This window comes from Eubacterium sp. Marseille-QA0814 (assembly GCF_965119675.1).
Classification (GTDB): Bacteria; Bacillota; Clostridia; order Lachnospirales; family Lachnospiraceae; genus Eubacterium_G.
Genome location: NZ_CBCPMG010000001.1, coordinates 2380527 through 2395769, shown reverse-complemented (window position 1 = coordinate 2395769; position 15243 = coordinate 2380527). Strand labels below are relative to the sequence as shown.

Here is a 15243-nt window from a genome sequence, read left to right as displayed (position 1 = left end):
ATTTCCTCCATATTATCTGCTAACAAGTCTTACTGTTTCTAAATCTTCATCTTTTTTAATAAGCACACCTAAATATGGCAACTTGACGCTTATTGTTTCAGGATCAACGCCACCAATCATTAATGCTCTAATCCAGTCAATAAATTCCGATGTACTTGGTTTCTTTCTTAAATCCCTAATCTGTCTGATTTTATAGAAAGTATTCATTGCCTGATCTAATAGATTCTCTTCTAAATTTTCAAAGTGAGCATCTACAATCTGCTTCATTAATGCCGGTTCAGGGAATGTAATGTAATGGAATACACAACGACGTAAAAATGCATCAGGCAATTCTTTTTCCGCATTAGATGTAATAATAACAATTGGGCGAACCTTTGCCTTTACTGTTTCCTTTGTTTCGTTAATATAAAATTCCATTTTGTCCAATTCCCAAAGAAGGTCATTAGGGAATTCCAAGTCTGCCTTGTCGATTTCGTCTATTAAAAGAACAACCTGCTTATCCTTCTTAAAAGCTTCACCAAGTTTTCCAAGCTTAATATAGTGTCCAATGTCATCTACTCCTGCTTCACCAAACTGGCTGTCGTACAATCTCTGAATTGTATCATAAATATATAAGCCATCCTGCGCCTTTGTTGTTGACTTAATGTTCCAAATAAGTAACTCCATGTCAAGAGCCTTAGCAACTGCCTCCGCCAACATTGTTTTTCCTGTTCCTGGTTCTCCTTTAATAAGAAGAGGTTTCTGCAATTCTCTTGCCACCTGCACTGATGCCATTAAATCATCTGATGCTACATAAGTATCTGTTCCTGTAAATCTTGCTTCCTTTGCCATTTAAATTCCTTTCGTTTTTAGTTTTTTATTATAAAGTCGGTTCTTATATTATTTCTTAACTATAAAATTAGATTAATCCCAAATTTATTATTAAAAAATTATATATTCAAACCATTATTATTTTCCAAAATATTCTGCCACTTTCTTTAAGTCTTCAATAATTGGTAAGTTCTGTGGACAAATTTTCTGACACTTACCACAGGCAATACAATCGCTTGCCTTACCAAAAATTCCTGTTAATCTGTCATAATATTCCCCCTGTGGTGTCCAGCCTTTTTCTTTTACTTCCTGTTTATCTGCATTGTATAAAGAAAAATACTTTGGTATAGCAATTTTCTTTGGACAACCCTCAGTACAGTATGAACAACCTGTACATGGAATTTCTATATTTTCATTTAAAATATCTGCAGCTTTCATAACAAGGTCAACTTCTTCTTTTGTTAATGGTTTAAAATCCATCATATAATCAGTGTTATCAAGAAGCTGTTCCATATTACTCATACCACTTAAAACCATCATTACATTATCAAGACTTGCCACAAATCTAATTGCCCATGATGGCACTGACATTTCGCTATTGTATGCCTTGAAATGTTCTTCAACTGCCTCAGGCACATTAGCTAAAGTTCCACCTTTTACCGGCTCCATAACAATAACCGGCTTCCCATGTTTTGTAGCTACTTCATAGCATTTACGTGACTGAACGCCTTCACTTTCCCAGTCAAGATAATTAATCTGAAGCTGAACAAATTCCATTTCCGGATGTTCTGTTAGAACCTTGTCCAACAACTCTGCATTATCGTGGAATGAGAAACCAATATGCTTAACAAGTCCTGCTTTCTTTTTATCAACCAACCACTGAAAACATCCAAGGTCTGTGTACTTCTTGTAATGGTCTAAACCAATATCGTGAAGTAAGTAGTAATCAAAAAACTCTACACCTGTCTTTTCAAGCTGCTGATTAAAAATCTCATCTGCTTCTTCTATTGTGTTAAAAAATCCACCATGCAATTTGTCAGCCAAAGTAAAGCTGTCTCTTGAATGACGTTTTACCAAAGCCTCTTTTGTAGCATTCTCACTTTCGAATCCACAATACATCCAAGCTGTATCAAAATATGTAAATCCACGTTCCAAAAATGTGTCCACCATTTTGGACATTTCTTCTATATCAACATCTGCTGCTTCATTTGGGTCTACAAGTGGTAATCTCATCAAACCAAATCCTAACTTCTTTTTAGCCATATTTCCTCCTTATTAAAATTGTAGAAATCATTCTTTAGCCATAAATATTTCTACTAATATTTTTCCTAGACATTTACTTTTATATTCTAATAATTTATGAATTATTTGGCAAGCAAAGTTGCAAAAAAGTAAGAAGTCCTTACTAGACTTCTTACTTTCTAAATAAATTACTTTTTAATTTTTACTTTTTTAGGTTTTGACCATGTTTTGCAACCAACAGCTTTGGCTCTTACATATAATTTTTTCTTGTTCTTAAGCTTTTTGCTCTTAATTGTAAACTTAATCTTCTTTACAGTTTTCTTAACAAGAATCTTCTTGAACTTCTTGCTCTTAGAAACCTGTACTTTATATTTCTTTGCATTCTTAGCTTTCTTTAATAAGATGCTAATTTTCTTTGCCTTACGCTTCTTAGTTGCTTTCTTAACCTTTGTCTTGCCAACAGTCTTCTTAACAATAGGTTTTTTTACCTGTGGCTTTGTTGTTTTTACTGGAGTCTTTGTTGTTGATTCCGGTGTTGTTTCTGTTGGTGCTAGTGTTGTTTCTGTTGGTGCCGGTGTTGTTTCTGTTGGTGCCGGTGTTGTTTCTGTTGCTGCCGGTGTTGTTTCTGTTGGTGCCGGTGCTGTTTCTGTTGGTGCCGGTGTTGTTTCTGTTGGTGCCGGTGTTGTTTCTGTTGGTGCCGGTGTTGTTGGTTCAGTTGTAGGATTTGTAATTATCTTTGTACCTAACTTGTAATCACCATATAAGCCATCGTTTGCACCATCAGTTTTTACATTTGCCTTCTTATCATTCTGTTCATCTTCATTTGATGCAACTTTTCTCTGATATACTCTAACATAATCAACTTCCATCATGGCCGATGTGAAATTGTCATCAGGTACATAACCGCTATCAAAAGTTCCGCCTGCTGCTAAGTTTAAGATAAGGTAAAATCTCTGATCAAATGGTGCATATGTATTACCTCTGTCTGAACCTGAGTACCATTCTCCAGCTGTACATTTGAAGTAGCATTTACCATCACAGTAAATCTTAATATTTTCTGCATCCCAAACTACGCTGTATACATGCCAATCATCAATACCTGTTTTAACATTTCCATTTTTAGTCATGTTAAACGCATCAGATGAGTTAATGTTGTTTGGCCACTGTGAACCATAATGTAATGTACCAAATACCATGTTTGGTGTACGTCCACGTCCTTCAAATACATCAATTTCTCCTGATAAAGGCCATGAACCATATACTGAATCATTTGGAAGCATCCACATTGCAGGCCATACACCTGTACCTGTTGGCATTTTTGCTCTAAAATCTACTCTTCCGTATTTAACTGAGAACTTGTCCTTTGTTGTTATCTTACCTGAAGAATATTTTGCTTCTGCTTTCTTAGAAGAATCGTTTTTCTGTGTAAATATCTTTGACTGTTTTTTCATATTGATATTTAATTTACCAGCATTTACTGATACATTATCTCTTGTATAATATTCTAATTCCTGATTTCCCCAACCGGCTGTATTAATATCATCTTCTTCGAGGAGGAATCCTTCGTCGTATGACCACTTATTAGTATCAAGCTTGTCTCCGTCAAATTCATCATGGAAAATCATTTTCCAGCCTGCAGGAGCATAATCCTCTGAACTGTTTTCTACTTTAATATCTGTCATGTCAGCAGGTAACTGTGCTTTATATTCTGTGTTACCCTTAATTGTGTAGATTATTGCATTGCTGCTTGCATCGCCACCTTTTTTGCCATCAATAGGGTAGCTGATTCTGATTTCTGTATCTTCTCTTACAGGCTGAAACCATAAGCCATAAACATGATCAATGAAATATCCCCACTGACTGCTTAATGAATATTTGTTATAGCCATTTCCTTCGTAAACCCAACCACTAGTTGCTACGTCTGTAAGGGCAATCCATTTTCCGTCGACTTTTACTTCATATTTGAATAAGTCTAAATCATCCTTAATTGCTTCTGTTCCACCAATCTTTGGAAGTGGAATACCAACTGATGCTGTTTCAACTTTGCTTGCATCGTATGAAGTTCCCTCATAAGCTGTTAAAGCATAACTTGTTCTAACAGGCTTCTCATAAACAACTTTTACATCCTGCATTACATCAGGATTTGACTTTGATTTGAAACGAAGTGTAAATGACCAATTGATATTTGTAAACCAATAACCGCCATCACCATCTGAATAATAACCAAAGTTCTGATCCCATTTGAAACCTGAATTTGCATTGCTAAGGAACTGTACAAATCCTTTGCCATCGTTATTGTCAACTAAAATTTCAACATCATCCTGAATCTGTTCATACTTAATATTTTTGTCACCGTTAAAAGTCCATGCTCCCCAATGTGTAGCTGAACCACCTGTTGTGTCTGCCTTAATTGTTTCTTCTGTAGTAGAAATACTTGTAAGCTTATAAGTTGCAAGTTTTTCTAGTTCTAAAGTGTAATCCAAGTTTACACCACTTGATTTGCTATGAAATCTGAATTCTGTAGTTTCTGAAACTTTCAACCAGCAAACCCAGCCATCCCAGCTAAGCTGATGTTCAATACCCCAAGTTTCATTCCATACAAAAGACTTAACTTCTTCAATCTTCTTCCATTCGCCGCTTGTGCCGTTCTCCTGTTTAACGTACAACTGAATGTCATCTCTTACATTATCATAATTCAATTCTTTTGGTTCTTTTCCATTAAACTTAGGTAAAACAAATCCAAAGCTTACTGCACCTGTTCCTGTTCTCTTAATTGTTGGTCCCTCTTCACTGTTATAATAGTCCATTGATGTAACTGCTGTTGCGGCTGAAACCTTTGAACTCTTACTTACTGAGACAACACCGATTGTTGTAATCATAAGTGCAACAGTTAATACCATTGAAACAAGTCTGTTAAACCAATTTTTCTTACTAAACCCTCTGTTCATAATAACACGTTCCTTCCTTTCTCAATATTCTTCTGCCCAAATACTTTAAAATGTTTATTCGAGCTTCCCCATGTTAAATGTTCTTTTATTATATCGCTCACATTTTATTCACAAAACTCTTTATTTTTTATTTAGTCCACTTTTTTTATAAAAACATTTTTATTTTTTAAGTTTTAATGCTTTCTCCATAAACTATTCCCCAATTTATATTGTTCTTACGGAATTTCTTATTTTTTAAGTAATAAAAAATATTTTTGGAGAAAAAAATCTGTATTAAGTTCACTGGTAATCTACCAGGTTAACCTAATACAGATTTTTAAAAATTTATGTTTTTATTTTGAAAGCTTATACTTGGCTTTTACTCCAATTTTATGCTATTCTTTATCTTCTTGAACAATGTTAATTAAAGCAATTACCACAATCATCATAAGAATTGCAATCGGTAGCACAATCCATGCATTGCGGACAAAGCCTGCAATTATAAATGAGAAAAATGAAACTACTGCCGCCACAATAGCATAAGGTAACTGAGTGGATACGTGATTTACATGGTCACACTCTGCACCCGCCGAAGCCATAATCGTGGTATCTGAAATTGGTGAACAATGGTCACCGCAAACAGCACCTGCCATGCAGGCTGAAATTGAAACAATCATTAACTCATAATTGCTGCCCTCAAATACTGCAACTACAATAGGAATAAGGATTCCGAATGTTCCCCATGAAGTTCCTGTTGCAAACGCAAGGAAACATGCAACTAAGAAAATAACAGCAGGCAATAATGAAATAAAATCTCCTGCAACAGATTTCATTGACATTGCAACAAACTCTTTTGCTCCAAGAGAATCTGTCATTGATTTTAAAGTCCATGCCATTGTAAGAATTAAAATGGCTGGTACCATTGCTCTGAAACCATCAACTAAACAATCCATGCAATTTTTAAATGGAAGAACTCTTCTAATTACATACAAAAGAATTGTAATAACCAAACCAAAGAAACTTCCGATAGCAAGACCTACTGAAGCATCACTGTTTGAAAATGCTGTAATAAAGTCTTTTCCTTTGAAAAATCCACCTGTGTAAATCATTCCAATTACACAACAAACCACAAGACATAAAATCGGAATAACAAGGTCGATTACTTTACCTTTCGAGCTACCCTGCTCATCTTCCTGAATGTTCTGTGTTCTATCGCCCATTGAAAATAAGTCACCGTTGTCAGCATTCTTCTCATGTTTTGCCATTGGGCCGAATTCAACTTTTAAAAGAACCATAGAAACCATCATTACAACAGTTAAAATTGCATAAAAGTTATAAGGAATGGCTCTTACAAATAAAGTTAAGCCGTCCTCCCCTTTTACAAAACCACTTACTGCTGCCGCCCATGAAGAAACCGGTGCAATAATACAAACCGGTGCTGCTGTTGCATCTATTAAATATGCAAGTTTTGCACGTGATACGTTATGCTTGTCAGTTACCGGACGCATTACACTACCAACTGTAAGACAGTTAAAATAATCATCAATAAAAATCAAAACACCCAATAAAATAGTTGCAAGCTGTGCACCTGCTTTTGTTTTAATATGCTCGCTTGCCCATTTTCCAAATGCTGCCGAACCGCCGGCCTTATTCATCATAGCAACAATAGTTCCCAAAATAACAAGGAATATTAAAATACCTACGTTGTATGAATCTGTTAAAACACTTACAAATCCGCCATTGTCATCTCCGAAAGCATGGAGTATTGTTCTTTCAACATTGCCACCGCCATAAAGAACAGCACCAACAACAATACCTATAAACAATGAACTGTAAACTTCTTTAGTTATTAACGCCAGTGCAATAGCTACAACCGGTGGTAATAACGCCCAACCTGTAGAAAAAACTACAGGGGAATACTTTGCCTTGTCTGCGCCTAAAACAACTGTGGCACAAACAACCACTAAAAGTGCTGAAACACAAAAAAGTGCCATAAGCCTTCTAGCTGTTAAACCTTTTCTTTTTTCCATAATGTTTTTTAGTTAAATTAGCTTTAACTTTCTCCTCCGTTTTCTATTTTTTACCTTTGCCTTTTTATATTATCACTTTTTTATTAATAAGAAAATTGTTAAAAAGGAATTTATGTGTTTTTCCTAAAGTTACCTGTTTCATAACTAGCTCCTTTCATTTAAAAACTCAAGAAAACCTCTGCAACCTTTCTCTACGTCCTCGTATGTAGCGTCAAAATTTCCTGTGTACCAGGGATCTGCAATATCTCCTGTCTCCCCTGCAAATTGCAAAAGTTTATAAACTTTTCCCTTATAATCATTTCCAACAATACGTGCAATATTTTTCATATTAGCACTGTCCATGCCGATAATATAATCGAATTGGTCATAGTCTGACTTTTCTAAATGTCTTGCCTTGTGATTGCCACAGTGAATGCCAACCTGCGCAAGTTTTTTTCGTGTACCCGAATGCACACCGTTGCCGATTTCTTCGAAACTGGTTGCCGCCGAGTCAATATAAAATTGTTCTGCCATTCCTGCCTGCTCTACCATGTGCTGAAGCACGTACTGTGCCATGGTTGAGCGGCAGATGTTGCCGTGGCATACAAATAAGATTTTTGTCATTGGTTGTTCTCCTTTTTTCCTACAACTCATCATATTTTTTAGCATTTCCCTTAGCCTTTTCAACGGGATATTTAGCTTCGTTTTTGTCCATTTTGCTGTTCACAATTTCATCTACATCTAATTCTAGCTTATCCAGCATATCCTGACAATAAACAATCACATCTGCCAATTCTTCTTTTACATGTTCCAAATTATATTCTGTATCACTCCATTGAAAGCATTCCAATAGTTCGTTTGCTTCGATTGATATTGATTTTGCAAGATTTCCAGCAGAATGAAATTGTCCCCACTCTCTATCAGTTGTAAATTTTCGTATTCTATCTATTGTTTCCTGTTTCATAATTGCTCCTTTATTTTGATGCCTTTATTAATGCTTCTCTCAGTTCAGAATCACATGCATATATGTACATTCCATTAACGCCACGTGTCATTAAAACTCTCACTTCATGCCGAATCAACATTTCACCAAACTTCTTTTTAGTACCATCAGATAAGGTTCTATTTCTTATAGCCTTTTCATTATGGCTTTCCGATGGGTCAAACACTACTTTTCCATTACGATATTTTACAGATGGTCCGAGAATTACCCCTACATAATTTAAATCAAAACCTTGAATAGTAAATGTTGATCCTACTTCATTGATTGTTTGTGGCTGTTCTGCCCATGCTAAGCCTTTAATTTTTCTCTTTTCTTTTCTAGAAAGTTCTGACTCTAACTGACGATTCCATGGTTTATGCCAATTTCCAATAAGCACTTCCCAATATTCTTTCAATCGGTCGTCAGGTTTATGATTCGAACTATAATTCCAATCATATGTTGCTATCACACGTGATAGAGCAGAGTTACCTTCTTTGGCCTTTTTCTGAATCTCTATATCAAGATTTTCTGGTTTATCAAATATTTTTATTGAATATCCACCAAATGTATTTGGTATCTTCTTTACAATTCCCTTCTTTGTAAAAGAGTCTATCCAATCCATTGTTGCAGAATCTGCCTGCATGCGAAGTTGTTTATCTAATACAATATGTGTATTGTTTGTCTTTGCCTGATTTCTATATTTTTCAAGAATCTGCGCTTCCCAAAATTGTTCTGTTGTAAGAATCTGATTTTCATCAAACATTACTACTGTCACACGTGCTCTATCAATAATGTCTTTCAACTGATTTTCTCCACGGTATGATTGCTTGCCTTGCGTAAGAAGCAAATGTGCCTCATCTACAAATACCACATCCACTGGATTTTCTATGGAATGATTGTTAATAAAAGTTGTTGGTTTACTTACAACTTTTCCATATCTTTCCGTCAAGCCAAGTTTCTCTGCTATCTGCTCATAAACAGTAATTTGTTCATCATGATTAACAAGTAAATAACATTTTAAATCTTTTTTGTTTTCCTCTGCCTGACAATATAATTCATAAAATGTGCTACTATTTAACACAGTCTTTCCGGTTCCCGCTTCACCATCTACAAAAATAAGTTGTTTCTTTGAATCATTCTCCAGTGCTTTTGAAACTTTTTCAATAATTAACTCTCTTACATTTTCCTGTTCTTTTGTAAGTTTATGAAGTGGGGATGCTTTATATATTGCCGAATCTTTTATGGCTCCTTCAGTAGGAAATAAATCCTTGTTTTCTCTTCTAAGTCCTCTCCATATTTTGCTAAATATTTCATCTAATTCTTCCATTGGATAATAACTAGCCTGTGGATTATCCCTTAAATTATGTACATGCTTTACACTCTCTACACTCATCATATAATGCATTAATCGATTTTCTATGTCTAATGTTAATGATTTGTTAAAATGTTCATGACCTATAATAAAAAGCTTTGCATCCTTTTTCAACAGCTGACTTTGCCATTTTGAATTATTCAATGCTGTCTCGTAATGTTGACGTGTTCTCTTAAAAATATCATTTGATTCACCAACATATACTTCATAATTTCCTGATTCCTGCCAATTATGAATATACACTGTTGGGAACTTTGCAATAATTTCCTGTGTATTTTCATTTTCATTAGGCAACAACACTTTTTCAAAATAATCTAAAGCATTACTATTATCATCAATTTGTTTAATAATTGGCTGTGCCACGCTACTTTTCATCTTTTTTCCTTTCTTTTTTTCCACTGTATTCATTAGTTTCTATAGTATTTAATTTGGTCATTTTCCGGCTTCAATTTAGTCATTTATTACTAATATGACTAAATTAAACTATAACTCAACTCTCTCCATTCCCCAATATGCAGATGCTCAAAATTGATTTCATAGCCCTTATTCTGATTTTCAAATTTTGATACATGCTCATCTGTCTTTCCCTCGTACAAAACTGGGAACATTCCAACTTCCTCTAAGCGTCTCATATGGTGCAAGAAGGGTAAATAAATTTTCAACATGACCATCCAGATATGTTGCGCTGATATAATTTTGCACACGTCCTTCGGCTATCTATAATTCTCTTATATTTTAGCCAAAACACACTTGTCTTTAACACCATATTATATGTTTTATTATTCCGTTTCACTTCCTACCCAGCCGGCAATGTCCCCATCCTCAAAGGCATAATCCAATTTTTTGCCGTATGCCTCCTCGTAAGCCTGCTTCTTCTGTTCGTAGTCTTTTTCCATCATGCGGAAACTGTTTTCTCTTGTTGTTAATTCTGGTTCAGGATAAATTGGTGGCAGTACATGCACTACATATTTTACCTTGTAGAATTCTTCTGTTTCCTTTTCATCTAAATTCTGAATTTCTACAAAGATTGGTACAATTGGTACGTTGTTTTTTGCAGCGTAATAGTATGCACCACGTTTTAGATTTCTAGGTTTACGGTAGTTGAACCACATTTCCTGTTCCGGGTATATTAGAATCCATTTTTTTTACGAAGCATTTTGCAAATCATTTTGTTAAACTGCTTTTTCATGTAGTCCTTATCTTTACTGCAAATTGGAATTATGTCTGTGTAGCGCACAAGAAAGCCAACCCAGACTTTCATTGCCAAATTAGTAGTCTGACTTATGATATAAAGGCGACCTCTTCCAGTTTTCTTTACAGCCGTACGGACAGCTGTGTTGTCTAGTCAACAACATGTTGTTAATCATCCTTTTCTATTGTAAATGTTGAATAAAGAATTTTCATTACATAACAAAGAATGTCGCTTGCCATATTCTACGAGCAGATTATGTATTGCCGCCAAATAATTTCACATTAAATAAAAAACTTCAGCTAATATTCTGTCCTATTTTAGACATATTATATTAACTGAAGTTTTTTATTTATCTTATATATTGTAATTTTTCTACTTATTTTTAGACATTTATTGTAACAGCAAATTGGCATTTGAGCTATAATACCTTATTTACTCTTTTTGCTATATTACTACGTTTTATTTTTATTAAAACAATGTCTCCACACTTTTTATAAAGCCTTCTTTATTGCATCCATCAATTCATCGTATGTTTCAAATGCTGGAAGTTCAGGATATTCTTTCTTAATTTCGTCTGTACTTCTGAATAAGAATCCTGCCTTGCTTGCCTTAATCATGCCAAGGTCATTGTGGCTGTCACCGCTGGCAATTGTATCATAGCCGATTGACTGTAATGCCTTAACTGTTGTAAGTTTTGAATTTTCTATTCTCATCTTAAATCCTGTAATTTCGCCATCATCAGCAACTTCTAATGAGTTACAGAAAATTGTAGGATAACCTAACTTTTTCATTAAAGGTCCTGCAAACTGTGTAAATGTATCACTGATAATAATTACCTGAGTCATTTCTCTTAATTCATCTAAGAACTTCTTTGCTCCTGGCATTGGATCAATCTTTGCGATTGTTTTCTGAATTTCCTTAAGACCTAATCCATGTTCTTTTAAAATATTTATTCTATAATTCATAAGCTTATCGTAATCAGGCTCATCTCTTGTTGTTCTCTTAAGTTCACTTATTCCTGTTTCCTCTGCAAATGCAATCCAAATTTCAGGTACTAATACTCCCTCTAAATCTAAACATACAATGTTCATTTCTCATTTCTCCTATCTGTTTATAAAAAAGTTTAAGGCACGCTGTACCGCAGATATTGTACCATAATTTCATTATTTTGTCTAAAATGCCAAATCCTTTGTCCAAAATATAAAGCCATTGTCATTTTGCTTTATAAACTAATGTTTACGTTAGCTTCCTAACATTTCTTTTACAAAATACTGTACAATTTTGTAAATAACACTTACTTTTTCACTATCACATACTTTCTTCCTGTTTTCTATATCTTCTTTGGTAATAGTCAAGTGCACGATAGTTTATTGCATCTTTTACTTCTTTAACAAAAATTGGATTAGTAACTATATCTATCATTTCATCTCGAAGAGCTAACGCAAATCCATCCTTTTTTACAAAAAAGCCTTTGCCTGATTCCTGTAAAAAATGAACAGGCATTTTCATAATTTTTTTAATATGCTCCTTATCTGATATATTTTTATATTTTTCAAAAGAGAGGTCCTTTTCCAAATCCTTCCAATTGGTCCCTGTTCTAAAGAATTCCTTCCAACTTTCTAAAAGTTGTTGTTCTGTAACTTCCATAAGGACTTTATCTTTTCTAACAAATGCCATTAATACAGGCATTTTGTAAACTTTTGTCATGCTAGTATTCTCGATAAAACTAATAAATTCTCTTCCCATTCCCTGAGATAATTCATTTTCTTCCTGAGATAATTCGCCTAATTCTTCCCTATACTCAAGATATCCTTTAAAAGGATTATCTTTTGAATGTTTTATTGCTAACTGGTACACATCATCTTCCATATATGTAAATAATTCTATTCTTGATGGAGACTTTCCTAGCAAGCCCTTCACTCTAAAATATTCATTTTTAATTCTGTCTTTAAGCTTTGCTTGCTTTTTATCTATTTCTTCAAATAAATCAAGTAACTTCATATCAAAATCTATCAGGCAATCATCCGGTAAATTAGAACGGTCTGCCGGATTATAATGTCCATTTTCAGATATTGTTTTCTCTGTGAGTAAAAATCTTACCCTACCGGCTTTTTCATAGTTTCCGATAAAATCTAATACATTAAGATACTCTTTTCCACGACTTCTTCTAAGTCCACGCCCTAATTGTTGCAAAAATACAATTGGAGACTCAGTTGGACGTAAAAACATTACCATATCAACTGAAGGTATATCCACACCTTCATTAAACATATCAACTGAAAAGATTACTTTAATTTCACCCTTAAATAATTTTTCAATTGCTATTTCTCTTTTTTCTGAGTATGCACCAGCAGCATTGCTATAAACAGCCACAGAAGGAATTCCTCTTTTGCAAAACTCTCCTGCCATTTCCTCTGCATGTTGTCTTGAGCAACAAAACCCCAGTGCTCTTTTTGAACCATACTTGCAATAATATTTATAAATTAAATCATGACGATGTACATTTCCAATATATGTTTCGTTTAATTCTTTCTCATCATATTTTCCACGTACAATATGTATCTTTGAATAATCTGTATCATCATAGATTCCGTAATAATGAAATGGTACAAGTATCCCCTTGTTTATAGCCTCTTGTAATGAAATTTCATATGGAACATTATAATCACAAATTTCATATATATTTTTACCATCCATTCTTTCAGGCGTAGCTGTAAGTCCCAACAAAAATTTAGGTCTGAAATATTCTACAATACGAAGATACTGGTTATTTACTGAATGATGAAATTCATCAACTACTATATAATCAAAATAATTTGGTTTGAAATATTTTTCATTTAGGTAACTTTGCTTTCCTAAACTTGCAACAGATGCAAATATAACAGACTTATCTGTGCATTTTTCCTTTCCACTAAAGAATCCATAATCTTCCGACTTTCTTACATTTTTAAACGAAACTGCTGCCTGTTTTAGAATTTCTTCTCTATGTGCCACAAAAAGAACCCGCTTGAATTTTTTAGAATCAAATGCTGCAAGATAAGTCTTTCCCACACCGGTTGCAGCTACAACTAATGCTTTTGTTGCCCCTTCAGTTCTTGTATCTTCTAACGCACACAATGCCTCTATTTGCGCCCCTCTTGGTTCATACATAACTCTTACATTGGTGTCAGCCGGCTCCTCCATAATTTCATATTTTTCTAAATCCTTTGATACTGCCGGTCTGTGCCAATTTTTAGAATATCTATGTAATTCTTCATCATCAACTATAATTGAATGATTGTTAAATAAATCTTCGAAAGTATGAAAAAATTTTAAATAATTCTTCTCATCTTTTTTGCTACTAAATCTGTAATTCCATTCAATTCCTGAGGTTAGTGCACTTTTAGATATATTTGATGAACCAATATAAATTTCGCTATGTTCTTTGTAATGAAAAATATATGATTTAGGATGAAATGAACGATTCTTTTCATTATAGAATCTTAAGTCCACTTGATTTCCTAATTTTTTCTTTATAAGATATAATGCTGATGGCTGAGTAATTCCAAGATAGTTACCTGTTAAGATTCTGATTTTAGCCCCTCGTTCCAAAGCCTTTTCTAAGTCTTTTAAAAGCATTTTCACCCCTGACTCCATCAGAAAGGATACTATAATATCCACAGTTTCTGCTTTTTCTATACTTAATGCCAGCTGATTATACAAATACATTCTCTTGTTTCTATCACCTGTCATTACATCTGTAGAATAATTATGAATATCGTGATTTATTAAATCTTTCGCAAGATTATGTTCAACCATTTTTCTCCATCCCTTCCTTTTCGTACATCATTAGTTATCCAACATTCTTCTATTTGTAACTCTTCAATATCTTTAATAAATTTTCTAAATTCCTTTACAGTAAAATCTACAAAAAATCTTCCATTTCTTACACCTTCAAAATCACCGTATTTAAATGAAGTATATATAATTCCATTGTTCTTTAAAGCTTTTGACATTTTTTGAAAAACTAATTTTAATTCATTTTTTGATAAATGAAGAATAGATGAACATGCCCAAATACCATCATACTTATTCTCTTCATTTAAATCCTTAAAGAACATGTTCTTAATTTTCATTCCTGTATAATCGCTTGCTATTTTGCATAACTCTAATGAACCATCTATTCCTTCAACCTTCATTCCCTGTTTGGCAAAATATTTTGTATCCCTTCCTGAGCCACAACCGAAATCCAGAATATAGTCTCCCTTGTTAAGTAAATTCAAAAACTTATCCTGGGTTTCCTTAAAGTCTACACTAACTGTTCCTTTTACGAACTCTCTCGCATTTTTATTATAAAACTCTATAGTTTCTGATACATCGTTTTTCATATTATCCATATATTTTTATTCCATCCTTTAGTATTTCCTCTGTTAATTCTATATTATCATTTAATTGATTAATGTCCAAAACATCAACTTTCTTATTCAATTTTAAATGTATTTCCTCAACCAACCCATAAAACTTTAATCCCTTAACATTTGCAGAAATTAACAAATCCACATCGCTAGTTGGTTTTGCTTTTGCTTTTGCATAAGAGCCAAATAGATAGCAGAAATTAACATCTCTTAATTCTTTTAATTTATTCATTTTGCACCTCTGTCTTAACATTAGTGCAAAATTTGCACTTTATCAATCATAGGGTGTAAAAATTGCACTTTATCAGTTATACA

The 15243-nt window shown here is 33.8% G+C and carries 13 protein-coding genes; all 13 read right to left on the bottom strand.

The features are described from left to right. Nucleotides 1-12 precede the first annotated feature (12 nt). The 13 genes from ACQY63_RS11030 to ACQY63_RS10970 all read right to left on the bottom strand — a co-directional run bounded on the left by ACQY63_RS11030 (nt 13) and on the right by ACQY63_RS10970 (nt 15160). On the bottom strand, nt 13-831 hold the full coding sequence (locus ACQY63_RS11030; protein ID WP_022165906.1) for an AAA family ATPase: 819 nt from the start codon (nt 829-831) through the stop codon (nt 13-15). A 117-nt stretch (nt 832-948) separates the two neighbouring features. Next, nucleotides 949-2073 carry an aldo/keto reductase gene (locus ACQY63_RS11025; RefSeq protein WP_022165907.1) on the bottom strand — a complete coding sequence of 375 codons (1125 nt, stop codon included), beginning with the start codon at nt 2071-2073 and terminating at the stop codon, nt 949-951. A 167-nt stretch (nt 2074-2240) separates the two neighbouring features. Beyond that, nucleotides 2241-5000: a glycoside hydrolase family 16 protein gene (locus ACQY63_RS11020; protein WP_428245233.1), complete on the bottom strand. Its 2760-nt coding sequence runs from the start codon at nt 4998-5000 to the stop codon at nt 2241-2243. 374 nt (nt 5001-5374) lie between these two features. After that, entirely contained in the window at nt 5375-6973 is a 1599-nt protein-coding gene (locus ACQY63_RS11015; RefSeq protein WP_412336383.1) for a Na+/H+ antiporter NhaC family protein, read from the bottom strand. 180 nt (nt 6974-7153) lie between these two features. Further along, nucleotides 7154-7612 (bottom strand): low molecular weight protein-tyrosine-phosphatase, encoded by a 459-nt coding sequence (locus tag ACQY63_RS11010; RefSeq protein ID WP_022165910.1) that lies wholly within the window; start codon nt 7610-7612, stop codon nt 7154-7156. A gap of 19 nt (nt 7613-7631) precedes the next feature. Then, a complete protein-coding gene (locus ACQY63_RS11005) occupies nt 7632-7952 on the bottom strand; it encodes a nucleotide pyrophosphohydrolase (RefSeq protein ID WP_022165911.1) in 321 nt (106 codons plus the stop codon). 10 nt (nt 7953-7962) lie between these two features. Then, the gene (locus tag ACQY63_RS11000; RefSeq protein WP_428245232.1) at nt 7963-9717 is read right to left on the bottom strand and encodes a DNA/RNA helicase domain-containing protein; all 1755 of its coding nucleotides are present in this window, start codon (nt 9715-9717) and stop codon (nt 7963-7965) included. 98 nt (nt 9718-9815) lie between these two features. Next, on the bottom strand, nt 9816-9950 hold the full coding sequence (locus ACQY63_RS10995) for a hypothetical protein (RefSeq protein WP_428245231.1): 135 nt from the start codon (nt 9948-9950) through the stop codon (nt 9816-9818). Between the two features lie 171 nt (nt 9951-10121). Next, a complete protein-coding gene (locus ACQY63_RS10990; protein ID WP_022165914.1) occupies nt 10122-10454 on the bottom strand; it encodes a phospho-beta-glycosidase in 333 nt (110 codons plus the stop codon). Nucleotides 10455-11025: 571 nt separating this feature from the next. Next, nucleotides 11026-11625: a bifunctional phosphoserine phosphatase/homoserine phosphotransferase ThrH gene (gene thrH, locus ACQY63_RS10985; protein WP_428245230.1), complete on the bottom strand. Its 600-nt coding sequence runs from the start codon at nt 11623-11625 to the stop codon at nt 11026-11028. 217 nt (nt 11626-11842) lie between these two features. After that, a complete protein-coding gene (locus tag ACQY63_RS10980) occupies nt 11843-14332 on the bottom strand; it encodes a DEAD/DEAH box helicase family protein (protein WP_428245229.1) in 2490 nt (829 codons plus the stop codon). Then, nucleotides 14302-14910: a class I SAM-dependent methyltransferase gene (locus tag ACQY63_RS10975; RefSeq protein ID WP_022165917.1), complete on the bottom strand. Its 609-nt coding sequence runs from the start codon at nt 14908-14910 to the stop codon at nt 14302-14304. Before ACQY63_RS10975 ends, ACQY63_RS10980 begins: the two co-directional genes overlap by 31 nt. After that, nucleotides 14903-15160, bottom strand: a complete 258-nt coding sequence (locus ACQY63_RS10970; RefSeq protein WP_022165918.1) for a nucleotidyltransferase family protein — start codon at nt 15158-15160, stop codon at nt 14903-14905. Before ACQY63_RS10970 ends, ACQY63_RS10975 begins: the two co-directional genes overlap by 8 nt. Nucleotides 15161-15243: the final 83 nt, after the last annotated feature.

Bases quoted from the DNA above. Each gene is read 5' to 3' on its own strand.
- ACQY63_RS11030 (WP_022165906.1), bottom strand. From the start codon at position 831: ATGGCAAAGGAAGCAAGATTTACAGGAACAGATACTTATGTAGCATCA.
- ACQY63_RS11025 (WP_022165907.1), bottom strand. From the start codon at position 2,073: ATGGCTAAAAAGAAGTTAGGATTTGGTTTGATGAGATTACCACTTGTA.
- ACQY63_RS11020 (WP_428245233.1), bottom strand. From the start codon at position 5,000: ATGAACAGAGGGTTTAGTAAGAAAAATTGGTTTAACAGACTTGTTTCA.
- ACQY63_RS11015 (WP_412336383.1), bottom strand. From the start codon at position 6,973: ATGGCACTTTTTTGTGTTTCAGCACTTTTAGTGGTTGTTTGTGCCACA.
- ACQY63_RS11010 (WP_022165910.1), bottom strand. From the start codon at position 7,612: ATGACAAAAATCTTATTTGTATGCCACGGCAACATCTGCCGCTCAACC.
- ACQY63_RS11005 (WP_022165911.1), bottom strand. From the start codon at position 7,952: ATGAAACAGGAAACAATAGATAGAATACGAAAATTTACAACTGATAGA.
- ACQY63_RS11000 (WP_428245232.1), bottom strand. From the start codon at position 9,717: ATGAAAAGTAGCGTGGCACAGCCAATTATTAAACAAATTGATGATAAT.
- ACQY63_RS10995 (WP_428245231.1), bottom strand. From the start codon at position 9,950: ATGTTCCCAGTTTTGTACGAGGGAAAGACAGATGAGCATGTATCAAAA.
- ACQY63_RS10990 (WP_022165914.1), bottom strand. From the start codon at position 10,454: ATGTGGTTCAACTACCGTAAACCTAGAAATCTAAAACGTGGTGCATAC.
- thrH (WP_428245230.1), bottom strand. From the start codon at position 11,625: ATGAACATTGTATGTTTAGATTTAGAGGGAGTATTAGTACCTGAAATT.
- ACQY63_RS10980 (WP_428245229.1), bottom strand. From the start codon at position 14,332: ATGGTTGAACATAATCTTGCGAAAGATTTAATAAATCACGATATTCAT.
- ACQY63_RS10975 (WP_022165917.1), bottom strand. From the start codon at position 14,910: ATGGATAATATGAAAAACGATGTATCAGAAACTATAGAGTTTTATAAT.
- ACQY63_RS10970 (WP_022165918.1), bottom strand. From the start codon at position 15,160: ATGAATAAATTAAAAGAATTAAGAGATGTTAATTTCTGCTATCTATTT.